The 16,252-nt window shown below is 66.7% G+C and carries 15 protein-coding genes; 2 read left to right on the forward strand and 13 right to left on the reverse strand.

Annotated elements, in window-relative coordinates:
- Positions 1-80: 80 nt before the first annotated feature.
- Entirely contained in the window at positions 81-971 is an 891-nt protein-coding gene (htpX, locus tag ACTHLF_RS08790; RefSeq protein ID WP_440326645.1) for a protease HtpX, read from the reverse strand.
- 195 nt (positions 972-1,166) lie between these two features.
- Between htpX and gluQRS the strand changes: the two genes are divergently transcribed.
- Together gluQRS and phbB are read left to right on the forward strand one after the other, a co-directional pair.
- A complete protein-coding gene (gene gluQRS / locus ACTHLF_RS08795) occupies positions 1,167-2,036 on the forward strand; it encodes a tRNA glutamyl-Q(34) synthetase GluQRS (RefSeq protein WP_440326647.1) in 870 nt (289 codons plus the stop codon).
- A gap of 51 nt (positions 2,037-2,087) precedes the next feature.
- Positions 2,088-2,840, forward strand: a complete 753-nt coding sequence (gene phbB, locus ACTHLF_RS08800) for an acetoacetyl-CoA reductase (protein WP_440326649.1) — start codon at positions 2,088-2,090, stop codon at positions 2,838-2,840.
- Between the two features lie 56 nt (positions 2,841-2,896).
- Here the strand turns inward: phbB and ACTHLF_RS08805 are convergent, their stop codons facing one another.
- The 12 genes from ACTHLF_RS08805 to ACTHLF_RS08860 all read right to left on the reverse strand — a co-directional run.
- The gene (locus ACTHLF_RS08805) at positions 2,897-4,057 is read right to left on the reverse strand and encodes a catalase family protein (protein ID WP_440326651.1); all 1,161 of its coding nucleotides are present in this window, start codon (positions 4,055-4,057) and stop codon (positions 2,897-2,899) included.
- Between the two features lie 81 nt (positions 4,058-4,138).
- On the reverse strand, positions 4,139-5,803 hold the full coding sequence (locus ACTHLF_RS08810) for a ShlB/FhaC/HecB family hemolysin secretion/activation protein (protein WP_440326652.1): 1,665 nt from the start codon (positions 5,801-5,803) through the stop codon (positions 4,139-4,141).
- Positions 5,804-5,908: 105 nt separating this feature from the next.
- Positions 5,909-7,396, reverse strand: a complete 1,488-nt coding sequence (locus tag ACTHLF_RS08815) for a collagen-like triple helix repeat-containing protein (protein WP_440326654.1) — start codon at positions 7,394-7,396, stop codon at positions 5,909-5,911.
- Positions 7,397-7,627: 231 nt separating this feature from the next.
- Positions 7,628-7,921: a hypothetical protein gene (locus ACTHLF_RS08820; RefSeq protein ID WP_440326656.1), complete on the reverse strand. Its 294-nt coding sequence runs from the start codon at positions 7,919-7,921 to the stop codon at positions 7,628-7,630.
- A gap of 143 nt (positions 7,922-8,064) precedes the next feature.
- Positions 8,065-8,370 (reverse strand): STAS domain-containing protein, encoded by a 306-nt coding sequence (locus ACTHLF_RS08825; RefSeq protein WP_440326657.1) that lies wholly within the window; start codon positions 8,368-8,370, stop codon positions 8,065-8,067.
- A 12-nt stretch (positions 8,371-8,382) separates the two neighbouring features.
- Positions 8,383-9,567: a methyl-accepting chemotaxis protein gene (locus ACTHLF_RS08830; protein WP_440326659.1), complete on the reverse strand. Its 1,185-nt coding sequence runs from the start codon at positions 9,565-9,567 to the stop codon at positions 8,383-8,385.
- Positions 9,568-9,586: 19 nt separating this feature from the next.
- Positions 9,587-10,717 carry a protein-glutamate methylesterase/protein-glutamine glutaminase gene (locus tag ACTHLF_RS08835; protein ID WP_440326661.1) on the reverse strand — a complete coding sequence of 377 codons (1,131 nt, stop codon included), beginning with the start codon at positions 10,715-10,717 and terminating at the stop codon, positions 9,587-9,589.
- Positions 10,718-10,804: 87 nt separating this feature from the next.
- Positions 10,805-11,467, reverse strand: coding sequence for a chemoreceptor glutamine deamidase CheD (gene cheD, locus ACTHLF_RS08840; RefSeq protein WP_440326662.1), 663 nt, complete (start codon positions 11,465-11,467; stop codon positions 10,805-10,807).
- Complete coding sequence (locus ACTHLF_RS08845) at positions 11,464-12,342, reverse strand: CheR family methyltransferase (protein WP_440326664.1); 879 nt, start codon at positions 12,340-12,342, stop codon at positions 11,464-11,466. The genes cheD and ACTHLF_RS08845 overlap by 4 nt, the downstream gene beginning before the upstream one ends.
- 3 nt (positions 12,343-12,345) lie before the next feature.
- Positions 12,346-14,061: a methyl-accepting chemotaxis protein gene (locus ACTHLF_RS08850; RefSeq protein WP_440326665.1), complete on the reverse strand. Its 1,716-nt coding sequence runs from the start codon at positions 14,059-14,061 to the stop codon at positions 12,346-12,348.
- A gap of 46 nt (positions 14,062-14,107) precedes the next feature.
- Positions 14,108-14,620, reverse strand: coding sequence for a chemotaxis protein CheW (locus ACTHLF_RS08855; RefSeq protein WP_440326667.1), 513 nt, complete (start codon positions 14,618-14,620; stop codon positions 14,108-14,110).
- Positions 14,621-14,813: 193 nt separating this feature from the next.
- Positions 14,814-16,252, reverse strand: a 1,439-nt coding sequence (locus ACTHLF_RS08860) for a chemotaxis protein CheA (protein ID WP_440326669.1), incomplete at its 5' end; no start/stop codon positions are given.

The raw sequence follows: 16,252 nt of genomic DNA on the forward strand, positions 1-16,252 counted from the left end.
GCGATGGGGCGCCGCCCGGGGGGGGGGGGGCGCAGTGTTCGAAAGCTCACTCCCACAAAAAGCAAGGGGGGGCCCGGGGCTTAGCGGGCCGCCTGGAGGGCCGCGATGCGCTCCTCGATGGGCGGGTGGCTCATGAACAGGCGCTTCATGCCCGTCGCCAGGTGCCCCGCGATACCGAACGCCTGGATCGTCTGCGGCAGCGAGGTCTCGCCGTGGTTGGCCGACAGGCGCTGCAAGGCCGAGATCATCGAGGCGCGGCCGGCCAGGTTCGCACCCGCCGCATCCGCCCGGAACTCGCGCCAGCGCGAGAACCACATGACGATCATGGACGCGAACAGGCCGAAGACGATCTGCAGGACCATCACCGTCACGAAATAGCCGATGCCGCCCTCGCCTTCCCGCTCGCGGCCGCCGCTCAGCCAGCTGTCGATCAGGCGGCCGACGATGCGGGCGGCGATGATCACCAGCGTGTTCAGCACGCCCTGGATGAGGGTCAGGGTGACCATGTCGCCGTTGGCGACGTGGCCGATCTCGTGACCCAGCACCGCGGACACCTGCTCGCGATCCATCTGCTGCAGCAGGCCGGTGCTCACCGCGACCAGCGCGTTGTTGCGGCTCATGCCGGTGGCGAAGGCGTTCATCTCGGGCGCGTCATACACCGCGACCTCGGGCATGCCGATGCCGGCCTTTTCGGCGTGGCGGCGCACCGTCTCGAGCAGCCAGCGCTCCGTCTCGTTGCGCGGCTCGGTGATCACCTTGGCGCCGGTGCTCATCTTGGCCGTCCACTTGGAAATGGCCAGCGAAATGAACGCGCCGCCCATGCCGAAGATGGAGGCGAAGACGATCAGGCCACCCATGCCCATGCCGCGCTGGGCAGCCCACTGGTCGACGCCCAGCAGGTGGCAGACGATGCTGAGCAGCGCGATGACCGCGATGTTGGTGGCAAGGAAAAGTGCGATACGTTTGAACATGGTTGCTCTCTCTGAAGCGGCTGGCTATGTGGCGCCGCCTGACCTCATTTTTTAGGGCGGAGACTGAATGATTCAATGCCCGGATGACCCGCGCCCCGCGTGATGCGGGCCGCACGCGCTAGCGATCGCCTACACTGTCGCGGCCTCGTCCCTGACGCCATGAGAAACGTCTCAACCCGTGCCCGGCCCAACCGCATGAGCTACCGCGGACGCTTCGCGCCCTCGCCCACCGGTACCCTCCACTTCGGTTCGCTGGTGGCGGCGGTCGGCAGCTGGCTGGCCGCCCGGCACGCGGGAGGGCACTGGCTCGTGCGAGTGGAAGACATCGATCCACCGCGTGAGGTTCCCGGGTCGGCCGAGGGGATCCTGGCCGCACTGGACGCCTTCGGCCTGCGGGCGGACGAGCCGGTCCTGTTCCAGTCGACCCGCGGCAGCGCCTACGAAGCCGCATTCGAACACCTCCGTTACTCCGGCCAGGTCTTCCCGTGCTGGTGCAGCCGGGCCGAACTGGCCGCCCATGGCGGCCTGCACCGCGACGGTGCCTGCATCGGCCGGCCGGACCCTTCGCGCCCGCCCGCCTGGCGCCTGCGCTCGCCGGATCGCACGATCCACTGGGTCGACGACCTGCGGGGCCCGCAGGCGGAAAACCTGCGCGAGGTCGCCGGCGATTTCGTCATCCGCCGCGTCGAGGGCCTGTGGGCTTACCAGCTGGCCTGCGTGGTGGACGATGGCTTCCAGGGGGTGAACCACGTTGTTCGTGGGGTGGACCTGCTCGATTCGACCGCACGGCAGATCTACCTCCAGGAACTGCTCGGCCTCCCCCACCCCCGCTACCTGCACCTGCCCCTGGTGCTGGACGCCGACGGAAAGAAGCTCTCCAAGTCCGCGCAGGCCCTGCCGGTGGACCCGGCGGACCCCCTGCCGGCGCTGCGCCGGGCGTTGGCCTGGCTGGGCGTGGACGCGCCGGCGGCGACCACGCCCGAGGCCACGCTTGCGGCTGCGCTGGCGGGTTTCGAGCCTGCGGCGCTTCGCCGCAGTAGTCTTACCGCCACGCGGGCGCTATAAAAACAGATTACCCGCGCGGCGGGTCACTTACTTACGGGATCCTGGCGAGTCATGAAACACGGCACGACGCAACGCACCGCACTGGTCACCGGCGGCACCGGCGGCATCGGCACGGCGATCGTCCGTTACCTCGCCCGGCAGGGCCACAAGGTAGCCACGAACTACCGTGACGAGGCCCGCGCGGCCGCCTGGCGCGAGGACATGATCCGCGACGGTATCGATGTGGTGATGGTCCCCGGCGACGTCTCCGACCCTGTCGGGGCCGCGAACATGATCCGCGACGTGGAAGCGCTTGCTGGTCCGGTCGAGATCCTGGTGAACAACGCCGGTATCACGCGCGACAGCACCTTCCACAAGATGGACTACCAGCAGTGGACCGAGGTGGTGAACACCAACCTCAATGCCTGCTTCAACGTCACCCGCCCGGTGATCGAAGGCATGCGTTCGCGCCAGTGGGGCCGGATCGTGCAGATCAGCTCGATCAACGGCCAGAAGGGCCAGTACGGCCAGGCCAACTACGCGGCGGCGAAGGCCGGCGTGCATGGCTTCACCATTTCGCTCGCGCAGGAGAACGCGCGGTTCGGCATCACGGTGAATACCGTCTCGCCGGGCTACGTCGGCACTGACCTGGTCATGGCCGTGCCTGAAGATATCCGCGCCAAGATCATCGCGCAGATCCCGGTGGGCCGCCTTGGCCGTCCCGAGGAAATCGCCCACGCCGTGGCGTTCCTCACCTCCGAGGAATCCAGCTGGATCACCGGCTCCAACCTGGCCATCAATGGTGGCCATTACATGGGTTGGTAAAAGCCAGCGCTTTTCCGTAGGAGCCCACCCTGTGGGCGACGCTGTTCGCGCCTACGCTACAGGGCCTGTTTCCTTGAGGCGAACGCGGTCGCCCACCGGGTGGGCTCCCACGACAGGTTGAGGTCGTCCAGGCTTTTCGGCTCCCTGATGTCCACCTTGTTGTGGTGCGCGCGGAACTTGGCCATCACTTTGTAGGCGAGGCGGCGGGCGCGCATCACGGAGCCTAGCGGGCGGTGTTCGACCACGCCATGCCAGGGGCTGAAGGCCAGGCCGTCATCGATGGCAGCGCGGCGCGCCTCGTTCCACGCGGGCTGCGGCGGCACGACCAAGCGGGCGACTTCCAGATACGGGCTTTTTTCTTCGGGCCACGGCACCGAGGCATCCTCGATCGGCATGGTCTCCGGGTCGGTATAGAACTGCACGCGCACATCCCACTCACCGCCCTGCGCGACGAAGTGCTCGCGCATGGCGTCGCGTAGCCCGTCGGGCTTGCCATTGACGTTGAGGGAAGCGTCAGTCAACGCGGTGAGGTTGGGCGAACGCGGTGCCACGCTCACCTTCACCACGTAGTCGCCAAAGCGCAGGGGCACCTGGCTGTAGTAGGTATCGCCGAGGGGATTTGTTTCGGGCTGGCCACCGAGTGCGATCAGCGTGCTGCTTCGCGTACCGAAGGCTTCCAGCACACGCTCGGTGCCGCGCAACACCGCGGAAAGCGCCTTCTTCGCCCCTTCCGCGCGATCGGTGGTCGCGGCGGTGAGCTTCAGCGAGGTCAGGAATTTTTTCGCATTGGGCGCGGAGAACGCCGGGCCGTTCACGAGCACGAAATCCTGGCTCGTCGCACCGTCGCTACCCGGCAGGCGCTCGCCTTCCACGCCAAGGATCTTCAGCGCCATGCCGCGCGGCGTGGAAACGCTGTCGTCGAGGATATCGCCGGGCACCGTCGACAGACGCAGCACCACGCCGTACCTGCCGGGCTTCGCGAACACACCCTGCGCCAGCTCGCGCGGCAGGTCGTCAGGCACGATCAGCTCACCGGTAAGCAGCGCGTGGCTCTTCGCGTGCACCGAGCGCAACGCGTGGCCGGAGTGTTCCAGCGTGGTCTGGTTGATCTCGGTCAGCGTCGCTATCAGCTGCTCGGCCGTCTCCACCTCATCCGGCTCGATCTGCTCCAGCGACTCGTGGTAACGCAGGGGTGAGGGATACAGCGACAGGGGCATGGCACGGCGTCCGGACGGGTTCCCCCGCATCGTGGCGCCGCAGCCGTGAAGATGTGGCAAACAGCCACCGTATCAGCCGTGTTACATGAGGTTGTAGCTGAACGTGAGGTTCCAGCGTGGGCTGCGGTGGTTGCTCTCCGGGGGCTTGTCGCCGGTCGGTTTGGCCAGCGCGAAATCGATGGAATAGTGCTTGCCATCGGAGGCGCGCACGCCGAGTGCCGCGGAATCGAGCCGGTTGATCAGCGGCCGCGCGCCATTCAGGTACACGCGCGCGGTCTGGTAAGCCACGTAAGGCGTCAACCCCGTCAGCCATTTCGAAGCGACGGTGAAGCCGCGGTTGAGTTCACCGGATGCCGCCCACCCGCTGTCGCCCGCTGCGTCGCCGGGATCGTACGCGTACGCAAAGCTCGGGCCACCAAAATTGATCTGCTCCGTCGAGGGCAGCGTGTTGTCGCTGTACTGACCTTGCGCGCGGAACACGGTGCCGAAGCCATGCGGCCAGGGATCGGCCAGGGCAAGACTCATCGTATAGCGGGTGAACTTCACATCCGGCATGGCGACCGCCAGCCGCACGGGCAGGTTCGTGACCGCGCGTGAGTACGCACCCAGTCCGTCGAAGCCATGGAAAATGCCGACACTGAACTGGCGCGAGCGCTTGTTCGCGACCTTGACCCAGGCGAGCTCCGCATTCAGTACGCGGACGCTGGACTGCAGCGCGAGGGTCACGCCGGTTTCGGTGTTGCGGTATTCATCGCTCTGCCGCGACGCATACGTACCGAGCGTGAGGTTCAACCGTTCGCTGTTCGAGAGCGTGATGGGATAGAGCGCCGACAACGCCAGGCGATCCTGGGTCAGGCGGTGATCGAGGTACGCGGGCAACTGGTTATCCGTATCCGGCGTGCCCCAGTAGCGCGTGGCGTCCACCTTGCCCTGCCAGCCATCCGAGCCGAACGGTTCGGTCCAGCCCACGTTGTACAGACGCTGGTTGCCACCATTCGGGAACAACGTGGCGACGCTCAGCTGTTCGCCCAGCGGGGTCAGCCCGTTTTCCGACAGCGCGAAGACACCCTGCGTACCCGGGTGATTGAAGTCCAGGCCGTAGCTCAGGTCGTAGCGCTTGCGGGTCACGTCGAGCACGAGCGTCGTTGCGCCGTCGGTGGTCGTCGGCGCGGGCACGCTGGCGCTCACCTTCGCGCCGGGCAGCTGGCCCAGTAGCTGGGTATAACGTTCAAACGTCGCCTGCGTCAGCGGGCGCTCACCGACGATGCGCGCCGCCATCGCGCGCACGCGCTTGTCCATGTTGCCGGTGTCGCCGCGCACATCCACCTTGGCGACGTAGCCTTCGACGATGGTGACGCGCACGACGCCGTTGGCGAAGTCCTGCCCGGGAATGAAGGCGAACGACAACGCATAGCCGCGCGCACGGTACATCGCGGTGACCTTGTCCGCCGCGGCGACGAGCTCACCCACGGTGATCGCCTTGCCGCGCATCGGGGCGAATAGCGCCGCCACCTCGGGAAACGGGATCGATTTGACGCCTACGACGTCGAAACGGGTAGGCGTGAGCTTCGTGGCAAGCAACGCCTGCAGCGCCTCGCTGGGCGCCTGCACGTTCACCTGCACCGGGGCCTGGCGCGGTGCTTCCGTGCGCGGCAGGGTTTGCAATGGGTTCGCAGGCGCTCGTACCTGCGCGGTGGTGGAGCTCACGACGGCCATGCCAAGCAGGCAGCCCAACCATCGGTTCATGGAATTCCTTTGTGTTGACCGGGCAAAGCGTGGCGCCGGCGTTGCGCCGCCGGCGCCGTCCTTACAAGGCGTGCGGAAGCGGCATTGCACCGCTTCCGCCCTGCCTTACCGCGTGGAGGCCTTGTGCTGGAGAAGGTTTCCCACCCCACCCAGGAGGCCGCCAAGCGGGTCCTGCTGAGACCCTGCCGAGCCATTGCCGTTGCTGCCCGTGGTGTTGTTGAGCGTCGTGGCATTCGCCAGGCCGTTCACCACCGAGTTGAGCGTGTTGGTAAGCGGCGCGAGCGGCTGGCTGGATGCAGCGGCCGTTACGCCGTTGCCGACCTGGGCCACCGTATTCGCCACCGCGCCCGTCACCGGCGACAGCGGCGCGAGCGCACCCGTGCCGACGTTGCCAACGACGCCACCCACCGAGGTGACGGTGCCGCCCACGCCCGCGAGCGTCGTGCCCACCGGGTTGGCATCGGGCGCCTTGCCCAGGCCGCTACCCAGCGTCGTACCCACGGCGCCGAGCGTGCCGCTTGTGGCCTGGAGCGTATTACCCACCGTGGTGCTCAACGGAGCGAGCGCACCCGGTGCCGGGTTTGCCTGCACGCTGGAGGCCAGGGAACCGACGCCCGCACCGACGCCCGAGACCAGCGAACCGCCGCCATTGCCCACGGCCGCGACGAGGTTGGTTGAGTTTTCAGGATTCGTCGCCGTGCCGACCGAGGCGACGATAGGAGTGACTGCGCCACTCACCGCGGAGGTCAGGCTGTTTGCCGCGGTGGACTCCAGCACGGTGCCCAGCTGCGTGCCAAGGTTCTCCACACCCGAGCCGGTCGTGGCAACGACCGTACCCAGCGTGCTGGTGATCGGCGCGATCGGCGTACCGGCACCGACGGTGCCGACGCCCGTACCCAGATCATTCACTGCCGCGCCGGTTTGCGTGACGACATTGCCCACGACGTCCGTGGTGGTACCCAGCGGATCGTTGATGGTGCCGGTCTGGCCAAGGCCATTCGTGACACCGTTGCCGAGCGTCGTGACCGCACCACCGAGATCCTGCACGGCATTGCCTACGGACGTGGTGAGCCCGTTCGTGCCGCCGAGGACAGTCGTGGCGGGTACCTGGGCGCCGACGCCCGTTACCGTGCCGCCAACGGATGCGATGATGCCGCCAAGGCCGGTCGCTACCGCGCCTACCGCGTTGCTCGCCGGCGTCGGCGTGCCACCGCCACCGCCCGTGCCGCCGCCGTTGCCGCCACCGTTGCCGCCACCATTGCCGCCGTCGCCACCGCCGGTGCCACCACCGTTACCGCCGCCCGAACCGCCGCCGGTGCCACCACCGTTACCGCCGCCCGTACCGCCGCCGGTACCACCCGTGCCGCCACCGCCGGAACCGTCGCCACCGCCACCCGTGCCGCCCGAGCCATCGCCACCACCGGTTCCACCGCCGGTACCACCAGCGCCGCCCGGATTCACCGTGCCCCCCGAGCCACCGCCCGAGTGCGTGGAACCATGGCCACTGCACGCCGCCATCGATGCCGCGGCAGCGAAAATCGCGCCAGCCAACAACGTGCGCGTGAAGACCTTACCGAAACCCTGCTCGTTCATGACGCCCTCCTCGTTCGCGAAGACAGCCCCCCCTGTTTTCGAGGGCGCGAACTTATGAGACGCCCGACACATTTTCGCTTTTACGCAAATTAGGCCGGTAAGTATGCCTACGTAATGCAATTTCGGCCGCGTGTGTAAGAACCGCGAAGAGAACCGGAACACCCCGTAGCGGTCACGCGAAAGCATTGCGCACGGCATCCTTAGCAGCGGCTTTCGCGAGGGCGATGAGACTCAGGCCGCCGCGCGATCCCATTGCCACTGCGCGTGCGCCTGCCCTACCCGCTGCACACCGAGGCGCGTCATCGCCGCGATCGCCTCGAGCGAAAGCGCCATATCGCGAGGCTCGACGCTGTCGGCTTCATGGATCAGATCCGCAAGTAACGTCGTCACGCCTCGCGCGTATTGCAGCCATTCAGTGGCTTCGTTCAGGAGGTCATGGGAGGAACGCTCGCACTCATGGCTCTCGCAGAGCGCATGCAAGTGTTCGCATTCCGTGGGATCGGGTCGACGCATCGTCATGTTCATTTCGCTTCAATAGGGATAGCGCGTGAACGTAACAGAGCGTGACGCGGCTGCGATTGAGAATGCGGGACAACCCTGCTCTCAAGCGAAAAAAACGCCTCCCGAAGGAGGCGTTCCGTGAAGCTCAAGGCGGTCTGCTGCCGCTTTTAATGCACGGTGAAAAGCTTATCGAAACCCGCGATGCGCAGCGTGTTGCGCAGGTCGGCGCTGGCGTTGACGATGCGAATTTCCGCACGGTCGCCGCCCGCGTGTTCACGCAGCAGCATCAGCATGCCCAGCGCCGAGCTATCCATGCCCGTGACCTGTTCCAGGTCGAGCACGTAGCTGCGCGACTGCGCCACGTCGCCCAGGCAGGCGTCATGGAATGCGCGGTGGATCGAGAAATCGAAACGCTCGCCCAGGTGCAGGGTCAGGCAGCCGTGTTCGGTATCGTTGTGGACGGTGATAGACATGGTGCGTTCCCCTTAGAACAGATCGATATCGCCAGCAGCCATCGACTGCTGCAGGGCGGGGCCGCGGGCACGCAGGCGCGCACGCTCACGCTGCTCGGCCAGGCGGGCACGCACGCGCTGGGCGCGGGCGCTCAGCTCGCTCGCGTCGGCCGGCGCACAGGCGAGCTCCTCGATATCGCGGGTGCAATCGGCGGTGATTTCCTGCAGCTCCACCAGGCGCGAACGGGTCTGGTGCAGCAGCTGGCTCAGGATGTCTTCGAACTGCAGCGAGCGGATCGTGGTCGACACGTCGTTGCCAAGGCCACGGTTGATCGTCGCAGCCTCGTCGGCGGCGGCGCTGGTGCGCGCGTTGCTCTCGGTGATCGTCGACATCATCGTGTCGATATCGCCCTTCGCCTGCAGCGCCACGTTCATGTCCTGCGACGCCATGCGGCCGACCAGTTCACGCAGCTGCTCCATCGCCGTGCGCGAACGCTCCACGTGGGTACCGATCTTCTCGTTGAACTGGTTGCTGTGCTGGGCGAGGTTACGGATTTCACCCGCCACCACCGCGAAGCCGCGGCCGGATTCGCCGGCGCGCGCCGCTTCGATCGCGGCGTTGAGCGCAAGCAGGTTGGTCTCTTCGGCGATCGTGTTCACGTTCTTCAGCAGCGCGAACACGGCATCCATTTCCTTCGCCATGCCGTCGATGCGGTAGACGATGCGCAGGCTTTCACGCGACAGCTGCACGATCAGGCCGACGAAATGCTCGAGCAGGCCCGCGGTGCGCGAGGCGAAGTCCTGCACCGAAATGCCCTTGCCGCCGCTCTCGATGATCTCGCTAAGCAGCTTCTGCTGCTTGCCCGTCTTCTGCGACAGGCCGTTGAAGCCGCCGCCGAGTTCGGCCACGGCGTCGCGGACCAGGTCGAGCGCCTGGTGCAGCTCGCGGCTGGCATGGCCCAGTTCGTCGACGATGGCGCTGCGGACGTCTTCCATCGCATCGCGCACCGACTGTTCATCGGCCTGCATGCTGTTGGTGACGACCAGCTCGACCACCGGCTCTTCAAAGCGCGGGCGCAGGGCGATCGCGATCCAGGTGGCGGTGAGCAGCGCCACGACCAGCGGGGCGACCCAGGCAGCGCGGAACACCAGCACGGCCAGCAGCGCCACAGCGCTGACGGCGAAGCCGGTGATGCGTTCGTTCTTCGGAATGACCATGGTGACGTCTCTTCTTCCTTCAGGTGCCGACGCGTGCCGCGGCGGCGGGAATGGGGGTATGGGCGAGCGCGAGCAGGCGTGCGGCGATCTGGTCCAGCGGCAGCATCTCGGCCGCCGCGCCAGCCTTCCAGGCGGCGCCGGGCATGCCCCAGACAACCGAGCTGGCCTCGTCCTGCACGAGCGTATGGGCGCCGATTTCTTTCAGCTCGCCGAGGCCGCGGGCACCGTCGTCGCCCATGCCGGTGAGCAGGCAGCCCACGGTGGCGGCGCCGACGCTGGCGGCCATGGAACGGAACAGGACATCGACGGCGGGCTTATGCCGGTTCACCGGCGGGCCTTCGTGCAGGCGGCACACATGGCGCGCACCGTCCCACATCACCAGCAGGTGCTGGCTGCCAGGCGCGATATAAACGTGGCCCGCCTGGATCGGCTGGCCGTCACGGGCTTCGCAGACCTTCATCGCCGAGCACGAATCCATGCGCGTCGCGAACGGGCCGCTGAAAGCGGCGGGAATATGCTGGGTGATGACGATCGGCGGCGCGGTCGGCGGCATGGCCTCGAGCACCACGCGGATCGCCTCGGTGCCGCCGGTCGACGCGCCGATGGCGATGATCCGCTGGCCGCCACGGCTCCCCGGGGTCTGCGCTCGCGGCAGCACCGCATCCGCGGAGAGGCGCGGGGCGACTTCCAGCTTGCCGAGCGAGAGGTCGACCTTCTCGATCTTCGTCACGGTGGAGCGCTCGCGCGGGTTGGCACCGGCGGCCAGGCGAACCTTGGCGCAGATTTCCGGCGCGTGCTCCATGAAAGTGTTGGCGAGATCCGCGGCCGGCTTGGTGAAGAAATCCACGGCGCCGAGTTCCAGCGCGCGCAGGGTCACGTCCGCGCCCTTCTCGGTCAGCGTCGAGACCATCACCACCGGCATCGGGCGCAGGCGCATCAGGTTCTCGAGGAACGTGAGGCCGTCCATGCGCGGCATTTCCACGTCCAGCGTCAGCACGTCCGGGTTCAGCGCCTTGATCTTCTCGCGCGCGATCAGCGGATCCGGCGCGGTGCCCACCACCTCGATGCCCGGATCGGACTCGAGCATGGCGGTCAGCACCTTACGGACCAGGGCCGAGTCGTCGACGATGAGAACGCGTACTTTCTGCATGGGCACAAGGAACTCGGATGGCGGGACATCCCGGCCGGCGGGCCGGTCGGGCGTGGAACGGGCGGTGGTGCTGGCTGACGGCAGGCGTCAGAACAGCTCGACCTCTCCCTTTATCGGATCGTTTTCCAATCGCTTGAGGTACCGCTTCTCGCGATCGGCCAGCTGGGTATCGTGCGTGGAGCGCAGCTGGCGTACGCGGACCTTGCCGCTCACCGGGAAGAACTGCACATGGCGCGGGTAGATATCGCCGACGTCGGCGGCGCAGAGCTTCAGCTTTTCGGTCGCGATGTAGCGCTGGACGAAGGCGATGTTGCGCTGGCCGATGTCGGTCATGGTCTGCAGCACGCGGCCACCGCCGAAGATCTTCACTTCGAGGTCTTCGCGCCGGCCACCCGCCTTGAGGATCGCGTTGATCAGGTGCTCCATGGCGTCGTTGCCATAGCGCGCCGCGCGGCCCACGGTCGAACCCCAGCTGTCGCGATCGGCGCTGGCCGGCTCGGGCAGCATGAAATGGTTCATGCCCCCGATACGGCGGCGCGTATCGCGCACGCACGCGGCCACGCACGAGCCGAGGACCGTGGAGATCATCTCTTCCTGCATGCTGACGTAGTATTCGCCCGGCAGGATCTTCACCGTGACCACGTCCTGGGCGGGATCCCAGAAGCGGCGGACGTGCTCAAACCCGGGCAACACACTCTTTGGATCGAAGCCGGCGAAAGTCCGCGGCTGCGCGACGAACGTGTCGCTCATGTACGTTTCCGGTAAACCGTGCGGCCGATCAGGTCAAAATCGTCGGAGAGTCCGTACATGGATTCCGAATGGCCAAGGAACAGGTAACCCCGGCTTTCCAGCATGCCGGCGTATCTAGCGAACAGGCGCTGTTTCGTCGGCTTATCGAAATAGATGACGACGTTACGGCAGAAAATGGCATCGAACTTGCCCTGCATGGGCCATTCGTGGAGCAGGTTGAGCGGCTGGATCGTCACCAGCTCGCGCAGGCGCGGGTGCACCTGCACGTAGCCATCGAACGAGCCTTCGCCACGCAGGAACCAGCGGCGGCGGCGCGCTTCGTCCACGCCACCGAGGCGATCCACCGGGTACACGCCCTTGCGGGCGGCTTCCAGGGCCTGCGGCGACAGGTCGGTGGCCAGGATCTTCGCGTCGATAGTGGCACCGGTGCGCTCGAGCGCCTCGGCCAGGACCATCGCGATCGCGTAGGGCTCCTCACCCGTGGAGCAGCCGGCCGACCAGATGCGCAGGCGGCCGCCGTTTTTCTTCTTCTCCTCGAGCCAGCGCGGCAGCAACTCATTCACGAGCATGTCGTAATGGTGCATCTCGCGGAAGAACGAGGTGACATTGGTGCTGATGCAGCTGGCCAGCTCACCGAGTTCCGCGTCGGGGTCGCGGCGCAGAAGATCGCAATACGCCGCGAAACCCGGCAGGTTCAACGCACGCAGGCGGCGCAACAGGCGCCCCTGCACCAGCTGGCGCTTGTGCTCGCCCAGCGAGATGCCGCAATGCTGCAGCACGAACTCACGCAGGAAGGCGAACTCGGTTTCGCCGAGGCTGGGCCCCGTCGCGCTCGCCTGCACGACGGCATCGCCGTTGTTGACGAGCGCGGTCATGGCTCAGAACGCCATCCACACACCGGCATAGCCAGCGGCTTCCGCCGGGCGCTGCGCGCGGGCGGGGGCGGCCGGCTGGCTGCGCACCGACGCGAAGACCGTTTCCATTTCCTGCTGGGTCGGGTCCTTGCGGGCGGCCTTGCTGGTCGTGGCGGCGGCGCCGCTCACCTGGAAGAACGACACCTGGCGGCTGAGCTCCGTGGCCTGCTCGTGCATGGCACGGGCGGCGGCGGCGGATTCCTCCACCAGCGCGGCGTTCTGCTGGGTCATCTCGTCCATCTGCAGCACGGCGTGGTTCACCTGGTCGATACCGGCGGACTGCTCCGAGCTGGCGGCGGCGATCTCGGCGACGATGTCGGTCACCTTCTTCACGCTGTCCACGATCTCGGCGAGCGCCTTGCCCGACTGGTCGACCAGCTCCGAACCGGCCTTCACCTTGTTCGCGCTGTCGTTGATCAGGCCCTTGATTTCCTTCGCGGCACCGGCCGAACGCTGGGCCAGGTTGCGCACTTCGGTCGCGACCACGGCGAAGCCGCGGCCCTGCTCACCGGCACGCGCCGCTTCCACCGCGGCGTTGAGCGCCAGCAGGTTGGTCTGGAATGCGATTTCGTCGATCAGGCTGACGATGTCGGAGATTTTCTTCGAGGAGCTGTTGATCTCGCGCATGGCGACGACGGTCTGCGCGACGACTTCGCCGCCCTTCTCCGCCTGCTCGCGTGCACCGCGGGCCAGCTGGTTCGCGTGGCTCGCGTTTTCGGCGTTCTGCTTCACGGTGGAGGTCATTTCCTCCATCGACGAAGCGGTTTCTTCCAGGCTCGAGGCCTGTTCCTGCGTGCGCTGCGACAGGTCGTCGTTACCGCGCGAGATCTGCTGCGCGGCCGTGCTGACCGAGCCCGAGCCGTGGCGCACTTCGGAGACGATCGCGGCGAGGCGCTCGTCCATCGCCTTGAACGCGGCCTGGAGCTGGCCCAGTTCGTCGCTGCGGGTGACCTTGATGTCGTGACCGAGCTTGCCGTCGGCAATCTTGTTGGCGACATCGACGGTGTGCGACAGCGTGCGGATGATCGAACGCACGACCAGCACGGCGATCAGCAGGCTGACCAGCAGGCCGGCCGACAGCGCGACCACGACGAAGATCCGGATGGCGTGGTACTGCGAGGTCTGCTTGTTGAAGATGCCCTGCGCTTCGGCGCGCTTGGCTTCGATCAGCTTGGCAAGCTGCGACTGGCGATCCATGAGGATCGGGCGGACCGACAGCTCGATGATGTCCGAGGTACCTTCGTCGCCCTGCTTCAGGCCGTCGAGCACGTCGTTCTTCGCCGAGGCGTAGTCGTCGTTGGTCGCCTGCCACTTGTCGTAGAGGGCCTTGATCTCCGGCGACATCGGCATCTTCTTGAACTCGTCCTTCAGGATGCCCATCGATGCCTGGAGCTTGTCGTACTCGGCGAGCTTTTGTGCGACTGCGCTCTTGTCGGTGGCCTTGCTCGCACCTTCGCTCAGCACGATGAACGCCATGAGCGACTGCGTGCTCACTTGGCTAAGCATGTTGGCCGGCACGAGCTCTTCCTCGTACACCTGGCGCATGCCTTCGTTCTGGATGTACATGACGCCGAGGCCGATGGCCGCGCCACCGATCAACATGGCCGCCATCAGGCCGAGCACGCCGTAGAGACGGCCGCGGACCGTCAGGGCGGGGATCTTCAGCTTCAACTTCTTCATCACGATTCCAGTTCGAAGGTTTTCGAAGGCAAGTTCAACGCGGCCTTCAGGCCACGGCTTTCGTATCGGCGGAAGCCAGCGCGGCTTCCAGCATCTGGGCGTCCTGCGGCTGCAGCAGGCGGTCGACATCGAGCAGGAGCACCATGCGCTCACCGACCGAGGTCAGGCCCTTCAGGTATTCGGTATCGACCGTCGTGCCCATATCCGGCACCGGGCGGATGCCCGACGGCGAGACTTCGACCACGTCGGAGACGGCATCCACGACCACGCCGAACTGGCGGCCGGCGACCATGACGATGACGCAGACGGTGGTGGCCGTGTATTCCTCGCGGGCCAGGCCGAAACGCAGGCGGAGGTCGAGCACGGGGACGATGGCGCCACGGAGGTTCAGCACGCCCAGGACATAGGACGGCGCCTGCGGGATGCGGGTGACCGGTGTCCAGCCACGGATTTCACGGACGGCGAGGATATCGACGCCGTATTCCTCGTTGCCGAGGTTGACGGTCAGGTACTGCGCGGCTTCATCGGCCACGGTGGCGGTGCTGGCTGGCTGGTTCATTGTGTTCCCACTGCGGATCGGTGCGGCGGTTCGGGACCCCTCAAGGGGGTATCGGCCGTGACCGGGGGACCTTTAGTGGGAATTTCGTAGGAGCCCACCCTGTGGGCGACATCTTTCGCCGCACGCGACAAGCCCTGCGGCGGTGTCGCGAACGGCGTCGCCCACAGGGTGGGCTCCTACCGGATTTGTCCGATCAGGCGGCCTTACGGCGCCCCTGCATGCGGACCAACCCGGTGATATCGGTGATCAGGGCCACGGAACCGTCGGCCAGGATGGTCGCGCCGGAGATGCCGGCGACGCGGCGGTAGTTGGCCTCGAGCGACTTCACCACGGCCTGCTGCTGGCCGATGAGTTCATCGACGAACAGGCCGATACGCGTGCCCTCGCCTTCCACCACGATGACGATGCCGTCCTCGATGGCACGACGCGGGCCTTCGCAGCCGAACACGTCGTACAGGCGGATGATCGGCAGCCACTCGTCGCGGAAGCGGAACAGCTCGCCGCCGCCGACAACGCTGCGCAGCGCCTCGGGCTTCACCTGCACCGATTCCACGATGGAAACCAGCGGCACGATGTAGGTCTCCTCACCCACTGCGGCGGTGAGGCCGTCGATGATCGCAAGAGTCAGCGGAAGCGTGATGGTGAACGTCGTGCCCTGGCCGTACTTGCTGGAAATCGCGACGGTGCCGCCGAGATCCATGACGTTGCGGCGGACCACGTCCATGCCCACGCCACGACCCGAGAGATCGGTGGTGGCGGCGGCGGTGGAGAAGCCGGCTTCGAAAATCAGTTCGGCGACCTGGTCGTCGGACATGCCATCGCCCGAGGCGATGATGCCGCGCTGGACGGCCTTGGCCACGATGGCATCGCGGTTCAGGCCGGCGCCATCGTCGCCCACTTCAACCACGATGGAGCCGCCGCGGTGGAAGGCCTCCATGCGCAGCGTGCCCGTATCGCCCTTGCCGGCCGCCAGGCGCTTCGCCGGCACTTCCAGGCCATGGTCGATCGCGTTGCGCACGAGGTGGACCAGCGGGTCGCCGATCTTCTCGAGCACGGTCTTGTCGAGTTCGGTGCCTTCGCCACGCAGGTCGAGCACCACTTTCTTGTCCAGCTTCTGGGCTAGGTCGCGGACCAGGCGCGGGAAGCGGTTGAACACCGTGCTGATCGGCAGCATGCGGATGCTCATCACGCTTTCCTGCAGCTCGCGCGTGTGGCGGCCGAGCTGGGCGAGGCCCTGGCGCAGCATTTCCAGCTGCGCATCGGAGACGCCGTCGAGGAACTGGCTGAGCATCGACTGGGTGATGACCAGCTCGCCGACCAGGTTGATCAGCGTATCGATCTTTTCGATGCCAACGCGGACCGAGCTGGCCTCGCTGTTGGTAGCCACGTCGCGCACGGCGCGGGGTGCGGCGGGCGTGGCAGGAGCGGCGGGCGCGGCGGCCACGGGGGCCGGTGCCGCGACACGCGGGGTGATCGTGAGGTCGCAATCGCCATCCACCCAGTCGAACACGCCCTCGACGGCGGCGCGCTTGGCGCCCGCATCGAGATGGAGCGTCCAGCCGAGATAGGACGACGAGGCGTCCATGTCGGCGAGCGCGGGAAGCTTGCCGGCATCGCACTCGACGCGAAGCG

The sequence above is a fragment of the Luteibacter sp. genome, from assembly GCF_051958795.1.
Taxonomy (GTDB): Bacteria; Pseudomonadota; Gammaproteobacteria; order Xanthomonadales; family Rhodanobacteraceae; genus Luteibacter.

Bases quoted from the DNA above. Each gene is read 5' to 3' on its own strand.
- ACTHLF_RS08805 (WP_440326651.1), bottom strand. From the start codon at position 4,057: ATGCCCCTGTCGCTGTATCCCTCACCCCTGCGTTACCACGAGTCGCTG.
- phbB (WP_440326649.1), top strand. From the start codon at position 2,088: ATGAAACACGGCACGACGCAACGCACCGCACTGGTCACCGGCGGCACC.
- ACTHLF_RS08835 (WP_440326661.1), bottom strand. From the start codon at position 10,717: ATGCAGAAAGTACGCGTTCTCATCGTCGACGACTCGGCCCTGGTCCGT.
- ACTHLF_RS08830 (WP_440326659.1), bottom strand. From the start codon at position 9,567: ATGGTCATTCCGAAGAACGAACGCATCACCGGCTTCGCCGTCAGCGCT.
- htpX (WP_440326645.1), bottom strand. From the start codon at position 971: ATGTTCAAACGTATCGCACTTTTCCTTGCCACCAACATCGCGGTCATC.
- ACTHLF_RS08810 (WP_440326652.1), bottom strand. From the start codon at position 5,803: ATGAACCGATGGTTGGGCTGCCTGCTTGGCATGGCCGTCGTGAGCTCC.
- ACTHLF_RS08820 (WP_440326656.1), bottom strand. From the start codon at position 7,921: ATGAACATGACGATGCGTCGACCCGATCCCACGGAATGCGAACACTTG.
- ACTHLF_RS08825 (WP_440326657.1), bottom strand. From the start codon at position 8,370: ATGTCTATCACCGTCCACAACGATACCGAACACGGCTGCCTGACCCTG.
- ACTHLF_RS08850 (WP_440326665.1), bottom strand. From the start codon at position 14,061: ATGAAGAAGTTGAAGCTGAAGATCCCCGCCCTGACGGTCCGCGGCCGT.
- ACTHLF_RS08845 (WP_440326664.1), bottom strand. From the start codon at position 12,342: ATGACCGCGCTCGTCAACAACGGCGATGCCGTCGTGCAGGCGAGCGCG.
- ACTHLF_RS08815 (WP_440326654.1), bottom strand. From the start codon at position 7,396: ATGAACGAGCAGGGTTTCGGTAAGGTCTTCACGCGCACGTTGTTGGCT.
- cheD (WP_440326662.1), bottom strand. From the start codon at position 11,467: ATGAGCGACACGTTCGTCGCGCAGCCGCGGACTTTCGCCGGCTTCGAT.
- gluQRS (WP_440326647.1), top strand. From the start codon at position 1,167: ATGAGCTACCGCGGACGCTTCGCGCCCTCGCCCACCGGTACCCTCCAC.
- ACTHLF_RS08855 (WP_440326667.1), bottom strand. From the start codon at position 14,620: ATGAACCAGCCAGCCAGCACCGCCACCGTGGCCGATGAAGCCGCGCAG.